The sequence below is a fragment of the Streptomyces sp. NPDC087787 genome, from assembly GCF_044743035.1.
In the GTDB taxonomy this organism is placed as follows: Bacteria; Actinomycetota; Actinomycetes; order Streptomycetales; family Streptomycetaceae; genus Streptomyces.
Map to the genome: position 1 here is coordinate 70,788 of NZ_JBIUVQ010000026.1, position 21,111 is coordinate 91,898.

Here is a 21,111-nt window from a genome sequence, read left to right on the forward strand (position 1 = left end):
AAGGAAGACGCGCGCATCGCTCATCCCCGCCCGAGCCGCATGCCTGGCCACCAGCGCGGGCAGCTGATCGAAGCCGCGCATGTGGCCCTCACTGAGGATCCCGGTGAGCCATTCGTCGCCGTCCGGCAGAGCCACGCCCGCCACCTCCGTCCTTCCGGTCGTGGTGTCATGCCGCCCTACTGCTCAGCCTTTCACCCGAGCCTGGCGCCGCTTTCACCCCAAGTCTGCTCGCGTGGTTGCGGCACTCGCGTGTCACAGGGGCAGAGGGCGGGCTGAGACGACGTCCGCCATGACAAGAGTGGAGCTGAGGCGCTGGACACCGGGCAGGGTGGCGAGACGCTCGTCGTAGAGCTGCCGGTACGCCTCCAGGTCACGGGCGACGACACGCAGGAGGTAGTCGGGGTCGCCGAACAGCCGCTGGGCCTGGATGACGTGGGGAATGCCGGCGACGGCCGCCTCGAAGGCCGCGACGGTCTCGCGGTCCTCATAGCGCATGGTGACGAAAACCAGCGACTCGAAGGTCAGGCCGAGAGCGGCGGCGTCGAGCCGGGCGTGGTAGCCGGCGATCGCGCCGGAGCGTTCCAGGGCACGGAGACGGCGGTGGCAGGGGGACATGCTCAGGCGGACCCGCTCGGCGAGTTCGGTGAGGGTCAAACGTCCGTCCTGCTGCAGCTCGGCAAGGATTCTCCGGTCGACGTCGTCCATGAGGAAGACTCTTCCACACTTCCGCGGAGACCGGAAAGAGATTGGAAGCACCTTCCGCGCAAGCCCGTCTAGCCTTCCCTTCAGGAAGCCGGGACCTCGTGCGGACCGGCGCAGCTAGCGAGGTGAGAAGATGGCGATCGCCGGTGTCACGGCCTTCTGGACGGTGTCTTTGCTGCTGGTGCTCGTCCCGGGCGCGGACTGGGCCTACGCGATCACGGCTGGACTGCGGCATCGGACGATCGTGCCCGCCGTCGGCGGACTGCTGGCCGGCTACGTGGTACTGACCCTTGTGGTCGCGGCGGGTGTGGCTGCGCTGGTGGCCCGCTCACCACTGGTGCTGACCGTGCTGACCGCCGTCGGCGCGGTGTACCTCGTCTGCCTTGGAATCACCACCGTGACATCCCCGTCGACGCCCCAGGCGGCCGAGGACGAGAGCGTCGGCTCCTGGCTGGGACGGGCCGCCAGGGGCGCGGGCATCAGCGGGCTCAACCCGAAGGCTCTGCTGCTGTTCCTGGCCCTCCTGCCACAGTTCGTCGCCCGTGGCGCGAGTTGGCCGCTCATGGCTCAGATCGCTGTGCTGGGCCTGGTGCACACCGCGAACTGCGCCGTCGTCTACACAGGCGTGGGCACCGCCGCGCGACGGGTGCTGCGAGCACGTCCTGCCGTCGCCTCAGCAGTGACCCGTTTCTCGGGAGCCGCGATGATCGTGACCGGTGTCCTGCTGCTGGTGGAGCGACTGCTCACGTAGCGCCAAGGCCGCGGCTTCCCGTGGCCGGCCCTGGCGGCGCCCAGGTCCCTTCTGGAACCTTGGCGCCGCCTGCTGCAAGCCCGCTACTACCGCAGTACGGCCATCATGACGCTGCGGGCGATGGGAGCACCGAGTCGGCCGCCGGAGATGTCCTGGCGGGAGATGTCCATGTCGGTGGGGTCGATGAAGACGGCGACGGCAACCGAGGCGCCGTCGGGCTTTTTGCCGTAGGAGACGAACCAGCCGTAAGGCACTTCGTCGGCGACGTTCACGCCTCGCTGCGCTGTGCCGGTCTTGCCGCCGACCACGATGCCGTCGATCAGCGCGCGCTGGGCGCTGCCTTCCTTGGCAGTGTGCTCCATCATCTGCTGCACCTTGTGCGCGGTGTCGGCGGAGACGGCCTGGCTCATGACGGCCGGCGCAGCCTTCTCCAGAGCGCTGAGATCCGGCCCCCGGATCTCGTCGACGATGTAGGGCTGCATGAGCTTGCCGTCGTTGGCCAGTGCCGCGGTGACCATGGCCATCTGCATGGGAGTGCTGGTGAGGCTGCCTTGCCCCATGCCGGTCAGAGCGGTTCCTGGCTTGTCCAGGTCCTGCGGATAGATGCTCTTCGTGGCGCGCAGGTCTGCGAAGTCCGGTGAGTAGACGTCCTCGTTGAACCCGAACTTCTCCGCCGTCTCGCGCATCCGGTCCTCCCCCAGCTTGGCGGCGGCGTCGAGGAAGACGTTGTTGCAGGAGTACTGCATCGCGGTCTTCATGGAAGCGTTGCCGCAGATCGCGTCGCCGGCCTCGCTGCCGATCCGGTTCGTCGACTGGGGCAGCGGGTAGGGGGACACCGCCCCGCTCGGAGCGTCGATGTCCGAGACGATGCCGTGCTCCAGGGCCGCGGCAGCCGTGAGGATCTTGAATGTGGATCCGGGCGGATAGGTCTCCCTCAGCGGCCGGTTCGCCAGCGGCTTGCGCTTGTCCTTGTCCAGCGCCAGGAACCTGTCGGACTCCTTGAAGGTGTTGCCCGCGAACACCGACGGATCGTAGGACGGCGCCGACGCAAGGGCCAGCACCTTCCCGGTCTTCGGATCCAGAGCGACCACGGCCCCCCGCGCACCCTTCAGACCGGTCAGTCCCTTGTACGCCGCCTTCTGCGCCCGCGGGTCGATCGTGGTCACCACGGACCCTGTGCCACGTTCCTTGCCCGTCGCCACGTCCAGGAAGTGCTGGAACGCCAGCCGGTCGTCCTGCCCCGACAGGATTCCGTCGTAGGTCTTCTCCAGCAGCGACATGCCCTGTGCCTGCGAAGCGAATCCGGTCACCGGCGCGTACATCGGACCGTTGACGTAGGTGCGCTTGTACTTGAGTTCCCTGCCCGCGACCGCCTCGGCCCCGGTCACCGCCTCGCCACCGACGATGATGTCACCCCGTGGAGAGGCGAACCGTTCGATCAGCACCCGGCGATTGTGCGTGTCCGACGCCAGTTCCTCGGCATTCACGTATTGCAGCCAGTTCGCCCGAACCAGCAGAGCCAGCATCAGCAGGCCGCAGAAGACAGCAATCGCCCGCACAGGCCGGTTCATCGCAGGCCTCCAGTTACGAGCCCGGGCCTGGTGCCCGTGGTCAACTGGGCAGGTCGCAGGCGGTTCCTGGTGGTTATGAGGGTAGGTTGAGCCATGCGAGCACCATAGCCGCACAGTTCGCACACGGGTTCGGGCTCCCCCGTCGCTGCGGCGGATCGCCGACAGGGCGGATCCACACAACACGCGGTACCCCGTACATCAGGGGGCGCCACGACACCACTGGAGCCGACTTCCCTACACAGGTCATCCGGCACCATCCACGGAGGAGCGTTCCCCTTCCCCATGACTCGTCCAACGAGCCGGCCAGGAAGGGTATATGGCTACGACCAGGCTTTCTATCAGGTGCTCGAACTCCCGCAGCCGACGGCCTGGAAAATAGGGTGCGGTCGGCTGAGCCGGGTTGATAGGTAAGCGATGTGACAGAAAGTCTTGAGTATTCCGCCCTGCTGCAACTGATCGACGAGCGGTCAGCCGCGTTCCGGAGTGCGGTTGCCGCCGCGCCCAGCCTTGACGCGCCGGTGCCGTCCTGCCCCGAGTGGACGTTGTTCGAGCTGGTGCAGCACCTGGGTACGGGCCAGCGCTGGTGGGCCGCGATCGTCGCCGCGGGCCCGGCCGAGGCTCCGCCGGCCAAGGATGCCGCGGAGGTGCCGCGCGAGCTCGAGGCGCTGCTGGCCTGGTACGCCGAGTCGAACGAGCTGCTGCTGAGTGCGCTGCGCGAGGCCGGCCCGGAGCGCGAGTGCTGGGCGTGGTGGGGCGCCGGCGTATCGCCGGCGAATGCCTGGGGCGTTGCCCGGCGCCGGGTGCACGAGGTGCTGGTGCACACCTACGACGCCCAGCTCGCCGCAGGCGCCGTGCGGCCGATGCCGGCGGACGTCGCGATCGACGGCGTGGCCGAGTTTCTCGACACCTGCAACTCCACCCCGGCGGCCTGGCCGCACGAGGCCGCCACCATCCACTACCACGCCACCGAGGGCCGCTCGTGGCTCCTCGCGCTGGACAGCACCGGCGCCTGGCCCGCACCCCTCACGGACGACGCCGCGCCCGCCTCCGCTTCGGCCACGGGCACGGCCGAGCAACTGCTCCTCTTCGTCTGGGGCCGCCTCACGCTGAGCGACCTGAAGATCGAGGGCGACCAGCAGGTGTTCGAGCAGCTGATCGCCTGGGAGCCCGAGGAGTAGCCAGTCAACCGCCGGCGGACGGCCTCGATGACGTCCGCGTCGGTGAACGTCGCGAACAGCTCCGCCTCCGCGCGGCGGACGGCCAGTACGGCCTCGTACAGCTCAGGCCCGAGCGCCTCCCGCAGCACTGCCGACTCAGCCATAATGATCCCCGACTGGCCGGACGGGTGGCGCGGCCCCATAGGCTGAGCCCCCGTTCGTACTGTCTGGGGGAGTAATGACCAGTAGGTTCACCGAGTTGGTTGTCGACTGCCACGATCCGGAGGGGCTCGCGGCCTTCTGGTGCGCGGTCCTGGGCTTCAAGGTGATCGACCGGAGCGAGGGCAAGGTCGAGATCGGCTCCTGGGTGCCGACCGTCGAGGAGGTCCGGGCCCACCAGATGCCGCCCACTCTGGTGTTCATCCGGGTGTCCGAGGGCAAGACCGTGAAGAACCGGCTCCACCTCGACGTCAGCCCGATCGACGGCAGTACCGACGACGAGGTGGCCAGGCTGCTCGGCCTGGGCGCCGCCAAGGTGGACGTGGGCCAGGGCCCCGGCCGGAGCTGGGTGGTCATGGCCGATCCCGAGGGCAACGAGTTCGATGTCCTGCGCACCCTGGCACCGTCCAACCAGATGATCGGTCCCAAGGGTCAGCGGTCGTAGGCGGTAAGTGAGCGCAGGACGGACTGTCCGCTCTGGTCGTTGATGATCAGGGGCATCATCGTCGACCTGCACGTCTACGCAACTTGTTGACCAGGTCTTGACGCAATCAAGAGCCAGGACGTGTACGGCCTGGGACGGCCCAGCCGCGGATCACACGGAGCTCCACGCCGGCGTCCTGGGCAATGTCCTCGGGCGCGACGCCGGTGCTCCAGGCAACGAGGACGGCACGTCGGAGCTCTTCCGCACGCGTCTCCATCCCGATCTCGGCGGCTTCCCCCGACGCGGCCATCAGGGCGGCCGCGTCCTCGGTCAGCCGTTGCCTCGCGCGGCGAACCGCCAGGCGTGCTTCTTCCTGCGGACCGTTCACCGTATGCCTCCCACGGGCCGCGCTGTCGATCAGCTCGTCGATCAGCTCTGCGTGGACGACCGGGCGAGCTTGACGCCGAGCCACAGCAGGCTCACCGGCATCCCGACGCCACACGCGTCGGCCAGGGCGAGCACCGCCGGTTCGGCGACCGGCCGCAACTGCCGCAGACCACGCTCGGCCACCTCGGGAACAGGGAAACGGGGCAGGGTGATGGTGATCGTCATGACGCACCTCCGCCTGATCGGCACCCGAGGCGCGCCGGCGGCGAACACGATCACCGCCCGGCGTTTCGCCCTTCGAGTCGAGGCGGCCGTCAGAGGACGGCGCGGTGGCCGCCGGGCGCCCCGGGTGCAACGGAATGGGAGCTGGGACTACTACTGCAGGGACTCATCCCGTCACCTCCTCGGGTTGGCAGCGGTCACACGGTGCGGGGGCACAACCCACTCGACCCAGGGTACAACCGTCTGCAACGCGCGCCACGGGTGAGAACCACGATGTCCACCAGGTCGACGAGCGAGCCGCCTCAACCGCCTACGTGATCTCACACAGTCCCTGATCTGTTGCGCATGGGTGCGGGGGAAGATCTCGTGGACGGACGCTTCCAGCTGATCGAACGGCTCGGAAGCGGCGGAATGGGCACGGTGTGGCGGGCGCAGGACACGGTGCTGCAGCGGGAGGTCGCGCTCAAGGCCGTGCGGTCGGACGCGGAGGTGTCTGACGTCTCGCGTGAGCGCGTGCTGCGCGAAGCGCGGGCGCTGGCCCGGCTCAATCACCCGAACGTCGTGACCATCCATCACATCGTCGATGCGGATCCTCACCCGTGGCTCGTGATGGAGCTGGTGCCAGGGCCCTCCCTCCAGGAACGGCTCTCGGTCGGCCCGCTGACGCCCGTGGAGGCGGCCGGCCTGGGACGTCCGGTGCTGTCCGCGTTGCGGGCCGCCCATGCGGTCGGCATCCATCACCGGGACGTCAAACCCGCCAACGTTCTGCTGCGCGCCGACGGACCGGCCGTGCTCACCGACTTCGGCATCGCGGGGATGCGCGGCTCGGCCTCGCTGACAGCGACGGACGAACTCGTCGGATCCCCCGAGTACATCGCTCCCGAGCGCATCCGCGGCCACGACGACGACCCCGCGTCCGACCTGTGGTCGCTCGGCCTGCTGCTGTATGTGAGCGTCGAGGGCATCAGCCCGCTGCGGCGTGCCACGACACTCGCCGCCCTCGCCGCGGTGCTGGAAGAACCCGTGCCGCCGCCGGTGCGCTCCGGCGCCCTTGCCCCCGTGCTCCAGGCTCTGCTGGTACGCGACCCGGCGGCCCGCCCGGACGCCGAGCGGCTGGACGCGATGCTCGCGCGGGTTGAGTCCGGATCGGCGCCCCACTGGGAGCGGCCGACGGTCACCGCGTCGGTGCCGCCGGCTGCGGCGCTTCCTCCCCGGTATCCGTCCACCCGGGTGGACACCCCCGGATCCGCCCTCGCACCTGGCCTTCCGCGGAATCGGACACCGGCCGTCATCGCGGTCACCGCGACGGTGCTGGCGGCCGCCACGGCCGTGACGACCGCGCTGGTGCTCACACTTCGCGGTCCGGAGACGGACGGGGCGAGCAGTGCGGTGGGCACCTCGCCGGGCATGACGTCCACTCAGCCGGCGACCACCGCGGTGAGTTCCGTGCCCGAGCGGACTGCGGAGACTCCGGCGGCCCGGACGAAAGACGCGGCATCGGGCGCGACGACGGATCCGACGGGACGGACAACCGCTGAAGCGACGCGGTCGGCCGCCCCGGCCGAACAGCCTCCCCCGCCTGACGGCCGCTGGATCGCCCAGCTCTACTCCGATCCCGTCGGCGCCGGCACCGCCGACCGTGACAAACGGCTCGCCACGATCCGGCGGTCGGTGCCCGAGGCGGAGGTGCTCCGCAGCGACGACTACGCGTCATTGCGCCCGGGCTACTGGGTGATCCACGCCCCGGGCCCCTTCACCGACGGACACTCCGCACTGGCCTTCTGCGCCGCGCGCGGCAGAACCACGGCCAACGCGTGCATCGGCCGCTACCTGAGCACGAGCGCGGCCGACTTCCCCCTCCAGTGCCGCCCTCCCGTCGAGCGGCCGACCGGCCGCTGTACCCGTTCCTAGGGTGACCCGAGAGGCCGTTGGGGCGGTGCTTCCGCCAGGTCAGCGACCGTGGTCGGCTCGTCCACCGGCGCCCAGTGGGCCCGTGGCGCGCAACGGCCGCCCAGTGTCCAGGTGAAGCAGTGCGTGGCGGGACACTCGCAGCACGACGGGGGGCAGGGCTGAGCGCACCGCCTGAAGGGCGCGCAGCCACGACGGCACGTAGACGGCGCCGCGGCGGCGCTCCACCGCTCGCACGAGTCGGGCGGCGACCACGTCGGCCGGGTGGATGGTGGCCGCGGGCGGGGGCATGTGGGTGCGCAATTGACGCATGGCCGTGAACTGTTCGGCCTCGCGGATCATGTCGGTGTCCGTCCAGCCGGGATAGGCGATGCCCACGGCGACTCCCTCGTGGGCCACTTCCGCCTGCAGCGCGTGGGCGAAGGCCTCCACGCCTGCCTTGGAGGCGCAGTAGGCGCTCAGCATCGGGGTGGCGCCGAGTGACGCCAGCGAGGCCACCTGCAGAAAGTAGCCGGACGTTGCGACCAGGTCGGGCAGGAAGGTGCGTGCCGTGTGAGCACTGCCCGTGAGGTTCACATCGATGATTCGACGCCAGGAGGCGGCATCCGATGTCGCGAAGGGGCCTCCTTCGGCGATCCCCGCGTTCGCCACGACCACCGACGGCCGGCCCAGGTGGCGGCGGACCTCGCCTGCCGCATCGTCCAGCGCGGTGCTGTCGGTTACGTCGACGGCGACCGCCAGCGCCGTGGCGGGCAGGGATGCCGCCAGTGCACGCAGTTCAGGCTCCTCATGACCGAGGAGAGCCAGGCGCGCTCCGCGCCGGGCCAGTTCCCGCGCGAGTGCCGCGCCCAGCCCGCGCGCGGCTCCGGTCACCACGACGGTCCGGTCCTTGAGGGGGCTGTCCGTCACCGGCCGTTTCTCCGACGCCGGTCCCGCCTCACGCCCGCCGCACGGACCGCTCCGGCCAGGTGGCGAGCGGTGAGTCCGGGCCGCGCAAGAAGAGTTGTTCCGGTCCGCTGCCTCGGGCGGCCCGGTGCCGCGCCCGGACGGTCGAGCCAGCGGGTGCGGATGTGCACTCCGTCGACCAGTCGTCCGCCGGAGGCCGTGACGGCGGACAGACAGAACCGGACCCACATGTTGAGCTGAATCTCCTTCGCCAGACGCAGGTGCGCATAGAGCAGGTGCACCAAGCGGCTGGCGGCGCAGGCCCACAGCTCGATCTCGAACACCAGCAGGTCGTCGTCCTGTCGCGCCCGGAACTGCACCTGTCCGGCCTCCATGTGGCCGCGCAGGGTCGCCAGGCGCAGGCAATCCACGTCGCGGCGGACGACCCTGACGGGGCCGTTCCAGGGGCCCGGCATCTCCACCAGCAGCTCGTCCGCGACGTCGAGGCCTTGAGCGCGCAGCTCACCGGTACGGATGTCGACCACCTCCGAGGGGACGAAGCGCTTGAAGTCGCGGCACACCCCTTCGATGAGCCGGCCGGCGTCGAGGTCGGCGGCAGCGATGCGCACCTGGAAGAGGCGGTGGCACAGGAGGCCCCAGCCGTCCTCGGCTCGTTGCACCCGGTCGTCGATCGCTTCCAAGGGCAGCCGGGGCGGGCGGTCGCTGTCATCACCCGGCGCGTCGCCACCGCGGTGGAGGGGGGTCGTCTCCCACAGGTAGCGCCAGGTGACCAGCACCGTGCCCAGGAGCCACCGCGCCAGCACGGCGAGAATCCGAGGGCAGGCCGGTCCCGACATCCGCGCCCCCTTTCAGCCGGGCAAAACGTTGGAAACAGGTATAAATATGTGTATACCTTGCCGTACAGGCGGTGACAAAGTGTGACGCCGTAAGTGGGCGAACCCGGGAGGTCCACATGGTGGTCCGGCTCCTGCATCGGGCGGGCGTACGCCGTGCACACCTGCAGTTGGCCTCCGTCGGGGCGATCGGTCTCTGCCTGACGTTGTGGGTGCGCGCGAAGACGGTCGACCAGGATCAGCGCGGGAACGCCGAGCGGCGTGCCCTGTTCGTGGGCCTGTGGCCACCGACGCTGTGGCTGATCGGCGAGTCACTTCAAGAATTCGAGTGATCGCAATGGGTGACGCGGTCTTCGGGCGGCTCGACGCCGTACAGGTGTGGAGAAGGCTCGCGAAGTCCCCCGTCAACTACTCACCTGACGAGGTACGCCGCCCGTACTGGAACATCGACACCTACAGCATCCCGCTGCCCATGGAGCGACCTGGCGCTCCGGAGCCGGGAGGACCGTGGGAGCACGCCTGCCATCTGGTCCGCGACTACGAGTTCTCCCCGCCGGAGATCGTCCGGGCACTCTACGACCCGGCCGCACCCCTCCTCGGCAGGAACATGCTCCTCGAGGCCCGGTTCCACGGCCTGCGCTTCTACTGCGGTGTGCGCGTCACCGAGGTGGTGAACGAGAAACGGAACAACGCGGAACGCGCCTGGGGATGGGCCTACGAGACCCTGGAGGGCCACCTGGAGCGCGGCAAGGTCACCTACGAGGTGGTCAAGCAGCAGAACACGGGACAGGTGCAGTTCGTGATCTCCTGCCATTCGCAGGGCGCCCCCACCCTGGACCGGATCACTCTTCTCGGGTGGCGGCTGTTCGGCCGTCGCACCCAACTGCGGTTCTACCGCCGCTGCGGTGAACGCCTCCAGGCCTTCGTCGAGGCCGCGTCGCACGGTGAGCAGCCGAATCCCGGCCCACCGGTCGGCGATCACCTGGTGTGCGCGCCGTCCGACGCGAAGACGCGTCGCTTGGACGTGCTGGCGATCCGCCGCGTCGCGCCCGGCTGAGGTGATCAGTCACCAAGCTTCGGGCCGGGTGCGAGCGGACGCCGAAGAGTTTCGATGGGAACCTCGCCGGCCGTGGACTCGGCTCCGCGAGGTCCCGGCAGATCTCTGGCCGGCCGGGTCCCCGGCGGTGGTCACCTCTGCGGGTCGATGAGGATCTTCCCCGCGGGGCCGCTTGCCGGCTTTCGAGGTGGCCGGTGAGTTCGCTGAGCCCGATGCGTTCACCGACGGCCGTGCGCAGGCGTCCGCGGCGCAGGCTCTCGAAAACCGGTGCGAACAGCCCGGACAGGTGCCGTCCGCCCTCCTTGTGAACGGTGTCGCGCAGGCGGAAGAGTTCCACTCGTACGTCTTTGCGGCCGGTGAGGCACTCCGCCGAGAGCGGCGCTCCCGACAGCAGGCCGTAGTGGACGAACGCGCCGCCGCGGGCCGTCAGAGTGAACACCTCTTCGCCCATGCCGCCACCGCAGCAGTCGAAGGCCGCATCGACGCCTTGAGGTCCGATCACCGACCGCAATTCTTCGCGCCACCCGGGCTCGTTCGTCCGGATCACTGCCCGCCACCGGGACGGCTCGGCCACCGTCCGGCCCGGCGTTCCGCGCACGATCCCGACCGGTGCGACTCCACGATCGGTCAGGAGTTCCGCCAGGTGTCGGCCGATGGCCGATGTCGCCGCAGTGACCACCACGTTCCGCACGCCCGGCCGGCAGAACCGCTCGACCATCATGACGGCCGTCAAGGGGTTGATGCAGGCGAAGCAGGCGACCTCGTCGGGAAGGTCGTCCGGCACCGGGACACACCAGGAGTAGTCGAGTCTCCTGTACTGCTGCCAGGCCCCGGCAAACCCCAGCGGCAGGACACGCCGGCCCACCGCCGCAGCAGGCACTCCCGGGCCGGCAGCGTCGATCACACCGACGCCCTCGAACCCCGGAACCATGGGGAACGACGTCCGCGAGCCGTAGGCACCCGAGACGGTCACCTCGTCCGAGGGATTCACGGTCGACGCGAGCATGCGCACCACCACCTCCCCCGTGGGTGCGGCCGGCCCGGCTCGGTGGAGCGCGCGTCACATGAAGTTGCGGGTGTGCAGTGCGGACAGGGCGGCCGCATCGCCGTCGGAGAAGCCCAGACGGGACAGGCGGTGGCGGCGTCCCTCGTCCATCTCGGTCCGCAGCCGTCGCACCGCCTGCCAGCCGCGTGCGATGTCCTGCGGCTCGAAGGAGCCGGCAGCCAGCAGCACCAGGGAGTCGAAGACGTCCCGGTTGAGTCCCGCCGTCCCGATCAGCGCGTCGTGCCGCCGCTCCACCGCGGCCCGCAGCCGGTCGTGCAGCAGCGGGTCGGCCGTGGCGCGGTGCTCCAGGTGCCCGACCCCGAACGCCACGTGCCGCGCCTCGTCCTGGCGGACCAGACGGCTGACGCGGCGGGTGACCGGGTCGGGGGCGTGCCGCTCCAGGAACGCCAGGAGGCTGAGGAAGCTGCCCTCCCCGAGCACGGAGAGCAGGAAGGACGCGATGGAGAAGTCCGGCTCGGTCAGCAGGGTCGCGAGCGACGCCCTGCCACCCACCGAGGAGGTGCCCATCGAGCCGCCCCGCAGCAACGCCCGCCGGGTGAAGACCTCCACGTGCCGGGCCTCGTCGGCGGCCTGGACCGCGAGCAGTTGGAGCACCTCGCGGAAGTGGGGATGGACCTGGACCAGCAGCCGCGCCGGCACCACGAGGGCGGCCTGTTCGTTCTCCACGAGGTATGTCATCACCTGGACGACGGCGGCCTCGATCTCGCCGGGCAGGGTGAAGTCGGCATCCCATTCCACCGCACTCTGCGGGTCCCACTGTGAGGCGGCGGCCTGCTGGTACAGGCGCGGTGCGAGGTCCGCCCACGCGATGTCCCGGTCGACCACCGTGAAGGGCACCTCAGGGCCGCCCGCCTCCACCAGCGCCCCGCGTGCCGCGAGGCCCCAGTGCAGGGGCGCCCGCTCGGCGATCTGCGCGGCGGACGGGCCACCGGCGCGTTGCGCGGCCTTGAGACGGGCACCCGCGGCAGGCCCCGCCCGCAGGCGCGCCACCACCGGTGCCTCCCCCGGCTCGGCGGTCCGAAGCTCGTGCCCTTCATGGCGGCACCAGACGGCCAGGTGCGGCAGCAGTGCCGGGTCCGTGCCGAGGACCTCGATCCGGCTGCCGTGCGGCGCCTGCCGCAAGGCGCGGTCCAGCAGCAGGTGGGCGCCCTGCTCGAAGCCGAGCGCCCCGAGGTCGACCACGTTCGTGCCGGGGGTCATGGCCGGTAGCCGTCCGCGGTGATCCGGCCGCTCGGGTCGTAGAAACCCGTCGCGTCGACCGCCGCGGTCAGCGGGCCGAAACCGGTCTCCCGCCCGGGCACCCACCGGGTGAGCCCCTCCAGGTCCAGGAGCCGGCGGACTTCGGGATCGTCGTAGGACATGGCCAGCAGGAGTTCCGTGAACCGCTCCCCGAGTTCCGTGTCCAGGGATGGTCCCGCCGCCAGGAGACAGTGGTCGTAGGGCGGGGTACGCGTCAGCAGGCGTGTGCTGCCGGGCGGGAGGGTGCCCTCCTGCGCGAACAGCAGGTGGTTGGCGTCGATCATGCAGGCGGCGTCCGCCGCTCCCGCCATCAGGGCGCGTGCCGCGTCCCGTTCGCCGCCGATGTGGTCGCCGTGCAGGCCCACTCCGGTGTCGTGGCGGCGTACCTCGAAGTCGGTGCCCGCGACCAGGCCGAGGTCGGCCAGGTGACGCAGCGGGATCAGGGTCGCCTGGGGCGAGTCGACCGCGCCGACGGCAACGGCCTTGCCCTTGAGGTCGGCCGGCGAGCGGAGTGTGCTGTCGCACCGGACCACGACCACGGAGGTCAGGTCGCGGTCCGTGTCCCGCATGACGAGCGGTCTCACCACCGTCCCGGCCGTGGCGGCCAGCCGACGGGTACGCAGCCAGGCCAGCGGTGAGTGCCAGGCGGCGTCGATCCGCCCGTCGACCAGGTCGCGGGTCTGCCGCTCGTAATGGGAGTGGAGCACGAAGTCGAAGGGCAGGTCCCGCGCGCGCAGCCACGACCGGAATCCGGACCAGATGGTCACGACCTTGGGGTCGTACGCGACGGCGCCGAGCACCAGCTCTCTCATCGGGCCTCCTCGAAGAGCGGCAGGCCCAGTTCCGTGCGGCCGCAGAAGTCGTGCAGGGCTTCGGTGGTCGGTGCCATCACACGGGCCGCGAGCGCGTCGCGGAAGCGCCGTTCGAGGCCCGTCTCACGGCGGAAGGCGGAGCCGCCGCACAGCCGCATCGCACCGTCCGCGACTGCGGCGGCGGTCTCGGCGGCGAGGGCCTTGATCTGCAGGACCCGCAGCGTCGCCTCCGGGCGTCCGCTCTCCAGCGCGGTGAGCGTCTCCCCCATCATCGCGCGCAACGAGTCGGCGCGCAGCCGCAGTTGTGCGAACTGGTGGCGCGTCAGCGGCTGCTGCGCGAGCGTCTGCTCCAGGTGCTCCAGCCGCGTGTCGCGAAGGTGTGTGGCGGTGAGGCCGAGCAGGGCTTCGGTCACACCGAGCGAGAAGGCCGCGCTGAGTACCAGGAAGCACGGCAGCACCACCTCCAGAGCCGTGGTCAGCCCTTCCCCGTCGGCTCCCAGCAGTGCGGTCCGGGGGACGCGGACCGCTTTGGCGGACATGGGGCTGGAGGCGTTGCCGCGCAGCCCGAACCCGTCGTACTCGCCGCGCACTTCGAGCCCGGCGCTGCCACCGGGCACCAGCCACAGCGACATCACGCCGTCCTCCTGGACCGGCCTGCTCGACCAGACGTAGCTGTCGGCCTGGCCGGCCGAGGTGACCCACGACTTCTGCGCGTCCAGGTACACCGTGTCGGCCCCGTCGGGCGTGGCCGTGCCCACCGGGGCCCAGAAGTGGCTGCGGGAACCCCGCTCGGAGAACGCCAGGGTGCTCAGATGACGGCCCGCGGCGATGTCACGCCGCACGTCGTCCGGGGCGTACCGGTCCAGGACGCTCATGGCCGAGTAGTGCATCAGCAGCACCATGGCCGTCGACCCGCAGGCACCCGCGAGCCGCTCGATCACCTGCGCGCCTTCGCGCAGTCCCGCGCCCGCCCCGCCGCTGTCCCGCGACAGGAGCAGGGCCAGCAGGCCGGCCTCGCCCAGTGCCCGGACCCCCTCGCTCGGGAAGCGGCCGGCCCGGTCCACGTCGTCGGCGAGCGGTCCGACGATCTCGCGGACGACGGCCTCGAACTCGTCGGTCCAGGGGTACGGGGATGCTGCTCGACCTGCCTGCATATTCACGCACCTTGATACGAGTAGTCACGAGATGCCCTGTGTTGTTCCGAAGTCAAGCATTCCGTCCGGCGTAACGAGAGGAGCACGCGCCGCTCACCACGGGAAGAGATGAGGCGCGTCCGACGCAGTCGTCCTCCTGTCCTCCCGGGCGCGTCCCGCATCACCGGCCGCACCCTGACGGTCGACGGCGGCTGGACCGCGGCGCTGCAGCGATCCCCCCGCCGGTCGCCCGCTCAGGGGCGCCTCCAGTCGTCGCCCTCCAGGTGCGAGCCGGCCATGGGGCCCATGCGCAGCATGCCGCCGTCGACGCTCCAGGACGCGCCCGTGACGTAGGAGGAGTCGGGACCCGCGAGGAAGGCGATCACGGCGGCGACCTCGCGGGCGTCACCGGGCCGCCCGAGAGGCACCCCGGGACGCCGCTCGGTGTGCACGTCCGTGTCCTCCTGGCCGGTCATGGGCGTGGCGATCTCGCCGGGCGCGACCGCGTTGACGGTGATGCCGTGCTCGGCGAGTTCCAGGGCCATGACCTGGGTCAGCAGGCCGAGGCCGGCCTTGGCCGCGCAGTACGGTCCGGCGCCGACACGCGGCTGGTGCTCGTGCACGGAGGTGACGTTGACGATCCGGCCGCCGTGGCCCTGCCCGATCATGCGGCGCGCCGCCTGCTGCCCGCACAGCAGCGGCCCGACCAGGTCCACGTCCAGCACACGTCGCACGTCGTCCGGGGCGAGGTCGACGAAGGGCGTGGCCGTGCCGATGCCGGCATTGTTGACCAGCACGTCGAGCCGGCCGAGCTCGTCGCACAGCTCGTCCAGTACCTCCGCGGCGGCGGGCGGGCGGGTCAGGTCCATCCGGGCGAGTGCCGCCCGGCGGCCCGCGCCGCGGACCTCCTCGGCGGTCGCCCTTGCGCCCTTGTCGTCGCTGTGCCAGGTGATGCCGATGTCCATCCCCTCCTGCGCCAGGCGTACGGCGGTGGCCCGGCCGATACCGGAGTCGGCACCGGTGATCACGGCGACCTTCGGGACGGGTGCGGCGGGAGCGGACATGGCCGGCCTCCTACGGGGCGGATCGGCTCGGACGACCCACCGCAGTACCCGACGGCGATCCGGGCAAACCGGCAGGGCTGTCGGACGGGTCACACGGGGCCCCGGGTGATGCGGTCCCCCGGTGGCGCCGCGGAACCCTTTGAGGAGGTGGAGGCGACGACAGACCCGGACGAGTGCGGAACGCCCCCGGAGCGCGTGGTGACCACGTGACCGGGTACCAGTTGCTGGACATGACCCGGGAGCGCCGGACGCCGCCCGGTGTGGCGGGCACCTGACCCGGTGCCCGTGCCTCTCATCCGTTCGACTCTCATACGAAAAGGGACCCCCGGATGGACCGTGCCGCCGTCTTCGACGTCGACGGAACACTCGTCGACACCAACCACCTCCACGTCACCACCTGGTGGGAGGCCTTCCGGCAGGCAGGGCACCGGGTGCCCATGCACGCCATCCATCGCTCGGTCGGGCTCGGCTCCACCGATCTGATCGCCCACCTGCTCGGCGAGGACCGCGACAAGGAGCAGGACAGCCGGCTCAGCGCCGCCCACACCGCCCTGTACGCCCAGTACTTCGACAGGCTGCCGGCACTTAAGGACGCCGGGCGGCTGCTCCGGCAACTGCACCGGAACGACTGGACAGTGCTCCTCGCCACCTCGGCGAGCGGCCCCGAACTGAGCGCGCTGCGCCGCGCCATCGACGCGGACGAGGCCATCGCCGCCACGGCCAGTTCCGACGACGTCGAACAAGGCAAGCCGGCACCCGAGCCGGTCGCGCACGCCCTCGAACTGGCCGGGGTCCCCGCCGAGCGGGCCGTGTTCGTGGGCGACACCGTGTGGGACATGCAGGCCGGCAGCCGGGCCGGGGTTCGCTGCGTCGCCGTCCTGTGTGGCGGCATCCCGCGCGCCGACCTGGAACAGGCCGGGGCGGGCGCGGTCTACGACGACCCCGCGCACCTGCTGGCCGGCCTCTCGGACAGCCCCCTGGCCTGAACACCCCCGCAGCACCCCGAACCAGCGCTTCCGCATACGGGACGGCCCGGCCCTGGGGCACCTTGCCGCCGGCCGGTGCGGTGGAACCGGGGGCCGAGCAGGACCGGCGGCCCGTACGTCAGCGCACAGTGATCACGGTCTTGCCGCGGGGGTGGCCCTCCTCCACATGGCGCATGGCCTCGGCCGTATCGGCCAGGGAGCAGGTCCGGCCGACCACGGGAGCGACCTGACCGGCCTCGATGAGCGCGGTCACGGCGAGCAGGTCCTCATGGGCCGGACCGTCCGGGGTCGCCGGGTGATCGGACGCAGGCTGTGCCGGGTGACCGCGTTGGCCGCGGCCAGCTTCAGCATGGAGCCGATCGCCCCGAACACCCGGCCGGGTGAGCCGCCTCCGTTGGCCACCAGGATCCCGATCGGAGTGAGCGCCCGGCGCAGTCGACCCGGCGGAAGGCTGCCCACGTTGTCCAGAATCACGTCGTAGCGGGCACGACCGTCGGTGAAGTCCTCGCGGGCGTAGTCGATGACGTGCGCGGCGCCCAGTGACTCCACCATTTCGGTGCTGCCGGCGCTGCACACCCCGGTGACCTCCGCGTCCAGGCAGGCCGCGATCTGTACGGCGACAGACGCTCGGGCTTGGGCACCACCAAATCCGCCGCGGCGCAGGCGTATTCGGCGAACGCCGCCGTGCCGCGCAGGGGTCGCCGCGTATCATGTGCATCTCCTCGGGACCCGTCACGACGGGCACGTGTCCGCCGCGCGAGTGAGGGCAAGGCAGGCGTAAGCACTACGGCCGTCAATGCCCGCCGGCGGGCAAAACGGGGTGCGCCCTCCCGAAGTCCGCCAGGGCTTAATCCATGGAGCGCCGATCAAGTGCGCCCATACGATGGGCCGATGGCGTCGATCAAGCAGTTCCAGGTCACCTTCGACTGTGCACAACCCGAGCGCGTCGCTCGCTTCTGGTGCGAGGTGCTGGGGTACGTCGTACCGCCGCCACCGGAGGGGTTCGCCACTTGGACCGATTTCGAACGCACTCTGCCTCCTGAACGTCAGGGTTCAGGGTTCGCATGCGTCGATCCCTCGGGTGTGGGCCCGCGGCTGTACTTCCAGCGCGTTCCCGAAGGGAAGGCCGTCAAGAACCGGCTGCACCTTGACGTGCGGGTCGGCACCGGGCTCGTGGGTGAGGAACGCGTGGCCGCGCTCGAGGCCGAGTGCGCACGGCTGATCGCGCTCGGCGCGGTTCGCGTGCAACTGCTGCTCGCCGATGGCTTCAACGAGTCGTGCCTCGTGATGCAGGACATCGAGGGCAACGAGTTCTGTCTCGACTGAGTGGCCGCGGACGTGGCGCCTTCGCGAGTCGACCGGTGCGGCTCGCGCACAAGGTGACGGCGGTGCGGGCACGGAATCATCTGCGCCTCAGGTTTGTTTGAGGGGGTCAAAGATCTTCTTATAGTCTGCATCCGCACGTCCCCCACAGAGAGGTCCCCCCGTGAACACGCTCCTCGGACGCCGGGTCCGCATCCTGGCCGCCATCACCGCGACAGCCGGAGCGGTGCTCGTGGCAGGCTGCACGTCAAGCGGCAGCGGCGGCGCGGGCAAGTCGGCCGACGGCGGGGTCGACCTCGTCAAGGCGGGCCGGCTCACGACCTGCACGCACCTGCCGTACCCGCCCTTCCAGTCGGAGATCGACGGCAAGGTCCAGGGCTTCGACGTCTCCCTGATCGACCTGGTCGCCAAGGACCTCGGGGTGAAGCAGCAGATCCTCGACACGCCTTTCGAGAACTTCAAGACCGGCGCGTTCCTCAACTCCGGCGAGTGCGATCTGGCCGCCGCGGGCATGACCATCACCGCCGAGCGCAAGAAGAACGTCGACTTCTCCGACCCGTACTTCGACGCCACGCAGGCCGTCCTGGTCGACAAGAAGAGCGGCATCACGTCCCTGGCCGATGTGAGGGCCAAGGGCAAAAAGCTCGGCGCCCAGGCGCAGACCACCGGGGAGGACTACGTGCGGGGGCAGGGCTTCGACCCCGTCTCCTTCGAGTCCTCCGACGCCGTCCTCAACGGCCTGCGTACCGGACAGGTCCAGGCGGTCGTCATCGACTACCCGGTGGTCCAGGGCTGGCTCAAGGACAAGGCCAACGCCGACGCCTTCAAGGTGGTCGGCAACCTCGACACCGGTGAGCAGTACGGCTTCACGGTGAAGAAGGGCAACTCCGCACTCGTCGCCGCGGTCAACAAGGCGATCAAGAACGCGAAGGCCGACGGCACCTACCAGAAGCTGTACGAGCAGTGGATCGGCCCGTACACCCCGTCCGCCGCCTCGCCGTCCGCCTCATGAGCGACGCCATCCGCACCGCCGGCGCCGAGGGCCGGACCCGAAGAAGGCGTCTGACCAGGAGCCGGCGGCGTGCCCTCTCGCGCGGCGTCCAGTACGCCGTCTTCGTCGCCGCCGTGATCGCCTTCGCGGTCACGGCCGACTGGGGCCGGCTGGGGAACCAGTTCGCCCAGGCGGACATCGCGCGGCGGATGTTCCCGGACGTCATCACCCTGGCGCTGAAGAACACCGTGCTGTTCACCGTGACCGGCTTCGTCGTCGGCCTGGTCCTCGGCATGGTCATCGCGCTGATGCGGCTGTCCTCCGTGGGCCCCTACCGCTGGGTCGCCGGGGTCTACATCGAGATCTTCCGCGGTCTGCCCGCCCTGCTGATCTTCATCTTCGTCGGTGTGGCCGTGCCGCTGGCCTTCCCCGGCACGGAGATCATCGGGGGAACGTACGGCAAGGTGGCCCTCGCGCTCGGACTGGTCTCGGCCGCGTACATGGCGGAGACGATCCGCGCCGGCATCCAGGCCGTGCCCAAGGGGCAGATGGAGGCGGCCCGTTCGCTGGGCTTCTCGCCGGCCCGGGCCATGGTCTCCATCATCGTTCCGCAGGCGTTCCGCATCATTCTCCCGCCGCTCACCAACGAACTGGTCCTGCTCTTCAAGGACTCCTCGCTGGTGCTGTTCCTCGGCGTCACGCTGGAGGAGCGCGAACTGTCCAAGTTCGGCCGGGACCTGGCCAGCCAGACCGCCAACTCCACGCCGATCCTGGTCGCGGGCCTGTGCTATCTGCTGGTCACGATCCCGCTCGGATTCGTCGTGCGCCGTATGGAGGCCAAGACCCAGGGAGCCGTCAAGTGAGCGCTGTCCCCGAGGTACTCGTCCGCGGCCTGCACAAGTCCTTCGGGGACAACGAGGTGCTGCGCGGCATCGACCTGGAGATCGGCCAGGGCGAGGTGGTCTGTGTCATCGGGCCCTCCGGCTCCGGCAAGTCGACCCTGCTGCGCTGCGTGAACCTCCTGGAGGAGCCCTCAAAGGGGCAGGTCTTCGTCGGCGGCACCGAGGTGACCGACCCCGATGTGGACATCGACGCCGTACGCCGCCGTATCGGCATGGTGTTCCAGCAGTTCAACCTCTTCCCGCACCTGACGGTGACCGAGAACCTCACGCTGCCGCAGCGCCGGGTCCTCGGCCGGGGCAAGGCGCGGGCCGCGGAGATCGCCGCGGAGAACCTGGAGCGTGTGGGCCTGTCCGAGAAGGCGGACGCCTATCCCGCCTCGCTCTCCGGCGGTCAGCAGCAGCGCGTCGCCATCGCCCGCGCGCTCGCCATGGGCCCCGAGGTGATGCTCTTCGACGAGCCGACCTCCGCGCTCGACCCCGAGCTGGTGGGCGACGTCCTCGCCGTGATGCGCATGCTCGCCGACGAGGGCATGACGATGATGGTCGTCACCCATGAGATGAGTTTCGCGCGGGAGGTCGCCGACCGGGTCGTCTTCATGGACGGCGGGGTGATCGTCGAGGACGGCACACCGGACCGGGTCATCGGAAACCCGGCTCATGAGCGCACCCGGCACTTCCTGTCCCGGCTCCTGGACCCCGCGAAGGCGCAGGTCGAGGAGGACAAGGCGGACCGGGCGGGCGCGAGCGGGTAGCACCGGACCACGGTGCGGTGGCTGAGCGGTCGCGCGGTGCCGCACGTGGAGGGACGGACGCTCGTCGGACCGCGGAAGTTCCGCGACGAGCTGTGAGTGGTCGGCGGCCGGACCTCGTACGGCCGGCCCGTCGGCGCCCACGACGTCCATCCCGCCGAGGCATGAGCCCCGCCGGGACCAGTCGACGCGCACGGTCACGTCGGTCTGGGACGTCACGGGATCCGTTGGTCAGCCGTGAGGCGGTGCAGTTCCGGGCGGCCGGACCAGGTACAAGTGCTGCCGCCGCAGCGCCCGTAGGCTCCGACAGGACGCGTACACGAACACCCGCATGTACCAACCCAGTGGGCCGACCTTGTTCAAGCCGTTGGTGATCGTGAAGCAGAGTGTTTGCACGGGAGCGGGGAAGGAGTCAGAGCGGGAGGGAGGACAGGAGACAACCGTGACCGTCCTCGCGATCTTTCTCCTCATCATCGGGACGCTCTTGGTCTTGATTGGGGCGCTTCTGGTCCTTGTCGGGACGTTTCTGATCGCCATCGGGGTGGTTTTGATCCTTACGGGGATGGCCCTGATCGCCGCGGGCACGCTCTTGTTGATCCGGAAACTTCTCGGCCACGATCGAACACGATCCCATCCCTGGTGGATCTGAGGGTGGCCCTTCAGTACAGCCACAACTGATCACCGACGAGCGTGACCTGCGGCCGCCCGA

General features: G+C 70.3%; 25 protein-coding genes and 1 pseudogene. 13 read left to right on the plus strand and 13 right to left on the minus strand.

The genetic code is table 11. The features are described from left to right. Window positions 1-252: 252 nt before the first annotated feature. On the minus strand, window positions 253-705 hold the full coding sequence (locus ACIOWN_RS31150) for an Lrp/AsnC family transcriptional regulator (protein ID WP_362348769.1): 453 nt from the start codon (window positions 703-705) through the stop codon (window positions 253-255). Between the two features lie 130 nt (window positions 706-835). Between ACIOWN_RS31150 and ACIOWN_RS31155 the strand changes: the two genes are divergently transcribed. Beyond that, window positions 836-1,453, plus strand: coding sequence for a LysE family translocator (locus ACIOWN_RS31155; protein ID WP_362348770.1), 618 nt, complete (start codon window positions 836-838; stop codon window positions 1,451-1,453). An 86-nt stretch (window positions 1,454-1,539) separates the two neighbouring features. Here ACIOWN_RS31155 and ACIOWN_RS31160 read toward each other — a convergent pair whose 3' ends face one another. Then, the gene (locus ACIOWN_RS31160; protein WP_362348772.1) at window positions 1,540-3,024 is read right to left on the minus strand and encodes a penicillin-binding protein 2; all 1,485 of its coding nucleotides are present in this window, start codon (window positions 3,022-3,024) and stop codon (window positions 1,540-1,542) included. 416 nt (window positions 3,025-3,440) lie between these two features. Between ACIOWN_RS31160 and ACIOWN_RS31165 the strand changes: the two genes are divergently transcribed. Together ACIOWN_RS31165 and ACIOWN_RS31170 are read left to right on the plus strand one after the other, a co-directional pair. Beyond that, the gene (locus tag ACIOWN_RS31165; RefSeq protein ID WP_401984008.1) at window positions 3,441-4,202 is read left to right on the plus strand and encodes a maleylpyruvate isomerase family mycothiol-dependent enzyme; all 762 of its coding nucleotides are present in this window, start codon (window positions 3,441-3,443) and stop codon (window positions 4,200-4,202) included. A 217-nt stretch (window positions 4,203-4,419) separates the two neighbouring features. Continuing rightward, window positions 4,420-4,845, plus strand: coding sequence for a VOC family protein (locus tag ACIOWN_RS31170; protein WP_362348774.1), 426 nt, complete (start codon window positions 4,420-4,422; stop codon window positions 4,843-4,845). 106 nt (window positions 4,846-4,951) lie between these two features. Here the strand turns inward: ACIOWN_RS31170 and ACIOWN_RS31175 are convergent, their stop codons facing one another. Continuing rightward, window positions 4,952-5,212, minus strand: coding sequence for a hypothetical protein (locus ACIOWN_RS31175; protein WP_100570841.1), 261 nt, complete (start codon window positions 5,210-5,212; stop codon window positions 4,952-4,954). 41 nt (window positions 5,213-5,253) lie between these two features. Beyond that, the gene (locus ACIOWN_RS31180; RefSeq protein ID WP_362348776.1) at window positions 5,254-5,436 is read right to left on the minus strand and encodes a hypothetical protein; all 183 of its coding nucleotides are present in this window, start codon (window positions 5,434-5,436) and stop codon (window positions 5,254-5,256) included. Window positions 5,437-5,778: 342 nt separating this feature from the next. On the opposite strand from ACIOWN_RS31180, the gene ACIOWN_RS31185 reads away from it, so the two are divergent. Next, window positions 5,779-7,344 (plus strand): serine/threonine-protein kinase, encoded by a 1,566-nt coding sequence (locus tag ACIOWN_RS31185; RefSeq protein ID WP_401984010.1) that lies wholly within the window; start codon window positions 5,779-5,781, stop codon window positions 7,342-7,344. Window positions 7,345-7,383: 39 nt separating this feature from the next. On the opposite strand, the gene ACIOWN_RS31190 is transcribed toward ACIOWN_RS31185, so the two are convergent. Both ACIOWN_RS31190 and ACIOWN_RS31195 read right to left on the minus strand, forming a co-directional pair. Next, the gene (locus ACIOWN_RS31190; protein WP_362348780.1) at window positions 7,384-8,250 is read right to left on the minus strand and encodes an SDR family oxidoreductase; all 867 of its coding nucleotides are present in this window, start codon (window positions 8,248-8,250) and stop codon (window positions 7,384-7,386) included. Next, on the minus strand, window positions 8,247-9,083 hold the full coding sequence (locus ACIOWN_RS31195) for a DUF1990 domain-containing protein (protein WP_401984012.1): 837 nt from the start codon (window positions 9,081-9,083) through the stop codon (window positions 8,247-8,249). The genes ACIOWN_RS31190 and ACIOWN_RS31195 overlap by 4 nt, the downstream gene beginning before the upstream one ends. Window positions 9,084-9,199: 116 nt before the next feature. On the opposite strand from ACIOWN_RS31195, the gene ACIOWN_RS31200 reads away from it, so the two are divergent. The 3 genes from ACIOWN_RS31200 to ACIOWN_RS31210 all read left to right on the plus strand — a co-directional run bounded on the left by ACIOWN_RS31200 (window position 9,200) and on the right by ACIOWN_RS31210 (window position 10,940). After that, complete coding sequence (locus tag ACIOWN_RS31200; RefSeq protein ID WP_362348783.1) at window positions 9,200-9,412, plus strand: hypothetical protein; 213 nt, start codon at window positions 9,200-9,202, stop codon at window positions 9,410-9,412. A 5-nt stretch (window positions 9,413-9,417) separates the two neighbouring features. Continuing rightward, window positions 9,418-10,137 (plus strand): DUF1990 family protein, encoded by a 720-nt coding sequence (locus ACIOWN_RS31205; RefSeq protein WP_362348785.1) that lies wholly within the window; start codon window positions 9,418-9,420, stop codon window positions 10,135-10,137. 653 nt (window positions 10,138-10,790) lie between these two features. Further along, on the plus strand, window positions 10,791-10,940 hold the full coding sequence (locus ACIOWN_RS31210; protein ID WP_401984053.1) for a hypothetical protein: 150 nt from the start codon (window positions 10,791-10,793) through the stop codon (window positions 10,938-10,940). A 32-nt stretch (window positions 10,941-10,972) separates the two neighbouring features. Here ACIOWN_RS31210 and ACIOWN_RS31215 read toward each other — a convergent pair. The 5 genes and pseudogenes from ACIOWN_RS31215 to ACIOWN_RS31235 all read right to left on the minus strand — a co-directional run. Continuing rightward, a pseudogene (locus ACIOWN_RS31215) lies at window positions 10,973-11,143 on the minus strand (alcohol dehydrogenase catalytic domain-containing protein); the annotation flags it as partial. A gap of 54 nt (window positions 11,144-11,197) precedes the next feature. After that, window positions 11,198-12,403, minus strand: a complete 1,206-nt coding sequence (locus ACIOWN_RS31220; protein ID WP_401984014.1) for a ferritin-like domain-containing protein — start codon at window positions 12,401-12,403, stop codon at window positions 11,198-11,200. Next, entirely contained in the window at window positions 12,400-13,254 is an 855-nt protein-coding gene (locus tag ACIOWN_RS31225) for a PhnD/SsuA/transferrin family substrate-binding protein (protein WP_362348789.1), read from the minus strand. Before ACIOWN_RS31225 ends, ACIOWN_RS31220 begins: the two co-directional genes overlap by 4 nt. Then, entirely contained in the window at window positions 13,251-14,408 is a 1,158-nt protein-coding gene (locus ACIOWN_RS31230; RefSeq protein WP_362348791.1) for an acyl-CoA dehydrogenase family protein, read from the minus strand. The genes ACIOWN_RS31225 and ACIOWN_RS31230 overlap by 4 nt, the downstream gene beginning before the upstream one ends. 233 nt (window positions 14,409-14,641) lie before the next feature. Further along, window positions 14,642-15,451 carry an SDR family oxidoreductase gene (locus tag ACIOWN_RS31235; protein ID WP_401984016.1) on the minus strand — a complete coding sequence of 270 codons (810 nt, stop codon included), beginning with the start codon at window positions 15,449-15,451 and terminating at the stop codon, window positions 14,642-14,644. Between the two features lie 329 nt (window positions 15,452-15,780). On the opposite strand from ACIOWN_RS31235, the gene ACIOWN_RS31240 reads away from it, so the two are divergent. Continuing rightward, on the plus strand, window positions 15,781-16,437 hold the full coding sequence (locus ACIOWN_RS31240) for an HAD family hydrolase (protein ID WP_401984018.1): 657 nt from the start codon (window positions 15,781-15,783) through the stop codon (window positions 16,435-16,437). A 118-nt stretch (window positions 16,438-16,555) separates the two neighbouring features. Here ACIOWN_RS31240 and ACIOWN_RS31245 read toward each other — a convergent pair whose 3' ends face one another. Together ACIOWN_RS31245 and ACIOWN_RS31250 are read right to left on the minus strand one after the other, a co-directional pair. After that, entirely contained in the window at window positions 16,556-16,690 is a 135-nt protein-coding gene (locus ACIOWN_RS31245; protein WP_401984020.1) for a zinc-binding dehydrogenase, read from the minus strand. Next, window positions 16,687-16,989: a zinc-binding dehydrogenase gene (locus tag ACIOWN_RS31250; protein WP_401984021.1), complete on the minus strand. Its 303-nt coding sequence runs from the start codon at window positions 16,987-16,989 to the stop codon at window positions 16,687-16,689. Before ACIOWN_RS31250 ends, ACIOWN_RS31245 begins: the two co-directional genes overlap by 4 nt. A gap of 339 nt (window positions 16,990-17,328) precedes the next feature. Here ACIOWN_RS31250 and ACIOWN_RS31255 point away from each other — a divergent pair, with 339 nt between their 5' ends. From ACIOWN_RS31255 to ACIOWN_RS31275, 5 genes are all read left to right on the plus strand, one after another. Then, window positions 17,329-17,763: a VOC family protein gene (locus tag ACIOWN_RS31255; protein ID WP_362348798.1), complete on the plus strand. Its 435-nt coding sequence runs from the start codon at window positions 17,329-17,331 to the stop codon at window positions 17,761-17,763. Between the two features lie 160 nt (window positions 17,764-17,923). After that, entirely contained in the window at window positions 17,924-18,772 is an 849-nt protein-coding gene (locus tag ACIOWN_RS31260; protein WP_362348800.1) for a transporter substrate-binding domain-containing protein, read from the plus strand. Then, the gene (locus tag ACIOWN_RS31265) at window positions 18,769-19,614 is read left to right on the plus strand and encodes an amino acid ABC transporter permease (RefSeq protein ID WP_362348802.1); all 846 of its coding nucleotides are present in this window, start codon (window positions 18,769-18,771) and stop codon (window positions 19,612-19,614) included. The genes ACIOWN_RS31260 and ACIOWN_RS31265 overlap by 4 nt, the downstream gene beginning before the upstream one ends. Continuing rightward, window positions 19,611-20,405 carry an amino acid ABC transporter ATP-binding protein gene (locus ACIOWN_RS31270; RefSeq protein WP_401984024.1) on the plus strand — a complete coding sequence of 265 codons (795 nt, stop codon included), beginning with the start codon at window positions 19,611-19,613 and terminating at the stop codon, window positions 20,403-20,405. Before ACIOWN_RS31265 ends, ACIOWN_RS31270 begins: the two co-directional genes overlap by 4 nt. A 439-nt stretch (window positions 20,406-20,844) precedes the next feature. Continuing rightward, window positions 20,845-21,051, plus strand: a complete 207-nt coding sequence (locus ACIOWN_RS31275) for a hypothetical protein (RefSeq protein WP_362348805.1) — start codon at window positions 20,845-20,847, stop codon at window positions 21,049-21,051. The last annotated feature ends 60 nt before the right edge of the window (window positions 21,052-21,111 follow it).

Bases quoted from the DNA above. Each gene is read 5' to 3' on its own strand.
- ACIOWN_RS31230 (WP_362348791.1), bottom strand. From the start codon at position 14,408: ATGCAGGCAGGTCGAGCAGCATCCCCGTACCCCTGGACCGACGAGTTC.
- ACIOWN_RS31220 (WP_401984014.1), bottom strand. From the start codon at position 12,403: ATGACCCCCGGCACGAACGTGGTCGACCTCGGGGCGCTCGGCTTCGAG.
- ACIOWN_RS31160 (WP_362348772.1), bottom strand. From the start codon at position 3,024: ATGAACCGGCCTGTGCGGGCGATTGCTGTCTTCTGCGGCCTGCTGATG.
- ACIOWN_RS31185 (WP_401984010.1), top strand. From the start codon at position 5,779: ATGGGTGCGGGGGAAGATCTCGTGGACGGACGCTTCCAGCTGATCGAA.
- ACIOWN_RS31195 (WP_401984012.1), bottom strand. From the start codon at position 9,083: ATGTCGGGACCGGCCTGCCCTCGGATTCTCGCCGTGCTGGCGCGGTGG.
- ACIOWN_RS31200 (WP_362348783.1), top strand. From the start codon at position 9,200: ATGGTGGTCCGGCTCCTGCATCGGGCGGGCGTACGCCGTGCACACCTG.
- ACIOWN_RS31150 (WP_362348769.1), bottom strand. From the start codon at position 705: ATGGACGACGTCGACCGGAGAATCCTTGCCGAGCTGCAGCAGGACGGA.
- ACIOWN_RS31180 (WP_362348776.1), bottom strand. From the start codon at position 5,436: ATGACGATCACCATCACCCTGCCCCGTTTCCCTGTTCCCGAGGTGGCC.
- ACIOWN_RS31170 (WP_362348774.1), top strand. From the start codon at position 4,420: ATGACCAGTAGGTTCACCGAGTTGGTTGTCGACTGCCACGATCCGGAG.
- ACIOWN_RS31210 (WP_401984053.1), top strand. From the start codon at position 10,791: ATGGCCGATGTCGCCGCAGTGACCACCACGTTCCGCACGCCCGGCCGG.
- ACIOWN_RS31255 (WP_362348798.1), top strand. From the start codon at position 17,329: ATGGCGTCGATCAAGCAGTTCCAGGTCACCTTCGACTGTGCACAACCC.
- ACIOWN_RS31155 (WP_362348770.1), top strand. From the start codon at position 836: ATGGCGATCGCCGGTGTCACGGCCTTCTGGACGGTGTCTTTGCTGCTG.
- ACIOWN_RS31240 (WP_401984018.1), top strand. From the start codon at position 15,781: ATGGACCGTGCCGCCGTCTTCGACGTCGACGGAACACTCGTCGACACC.
- ACIOWN_RS31265 (WP_362348802.1), top strand. From the start codon at position 18,769: ATGAGCGACGCCATCCGCACCGCCGGCGCCGAGGGCCGGACCCGAAGA.
- ACIOWN_RS31225 (WP_362348789.1), bottom strand. From the start codon at position 13,254: ATGAGAGAGCTGGTGCTCGGCGCCGTCGCGTACGACCCCAAGGTCGTG.
- ACIOWN_RS31205 (WP_362348785.1), top strand. From the start codon at position 9,418: ATGGGTGACGCGGTCTTCGGGCGGCTCGACGCCGTACAGGTGTGGAGA.
- ACIOWN_RS31250 (WP_401984021.1), bottom strand. From the start codon at position 16,989: ATGGTGGAGTCACTGGGCGCCGCGCACGTCATCGACTACGCCCGCGAG.
- ACIOWN_RS31235 (WP_401984016.1), bottom strand. From the start codon at position 15,451: ATGTCCGCTCCCGCCGCACCCGTCCCGAAGGTCGCCGTGATCACCGGT.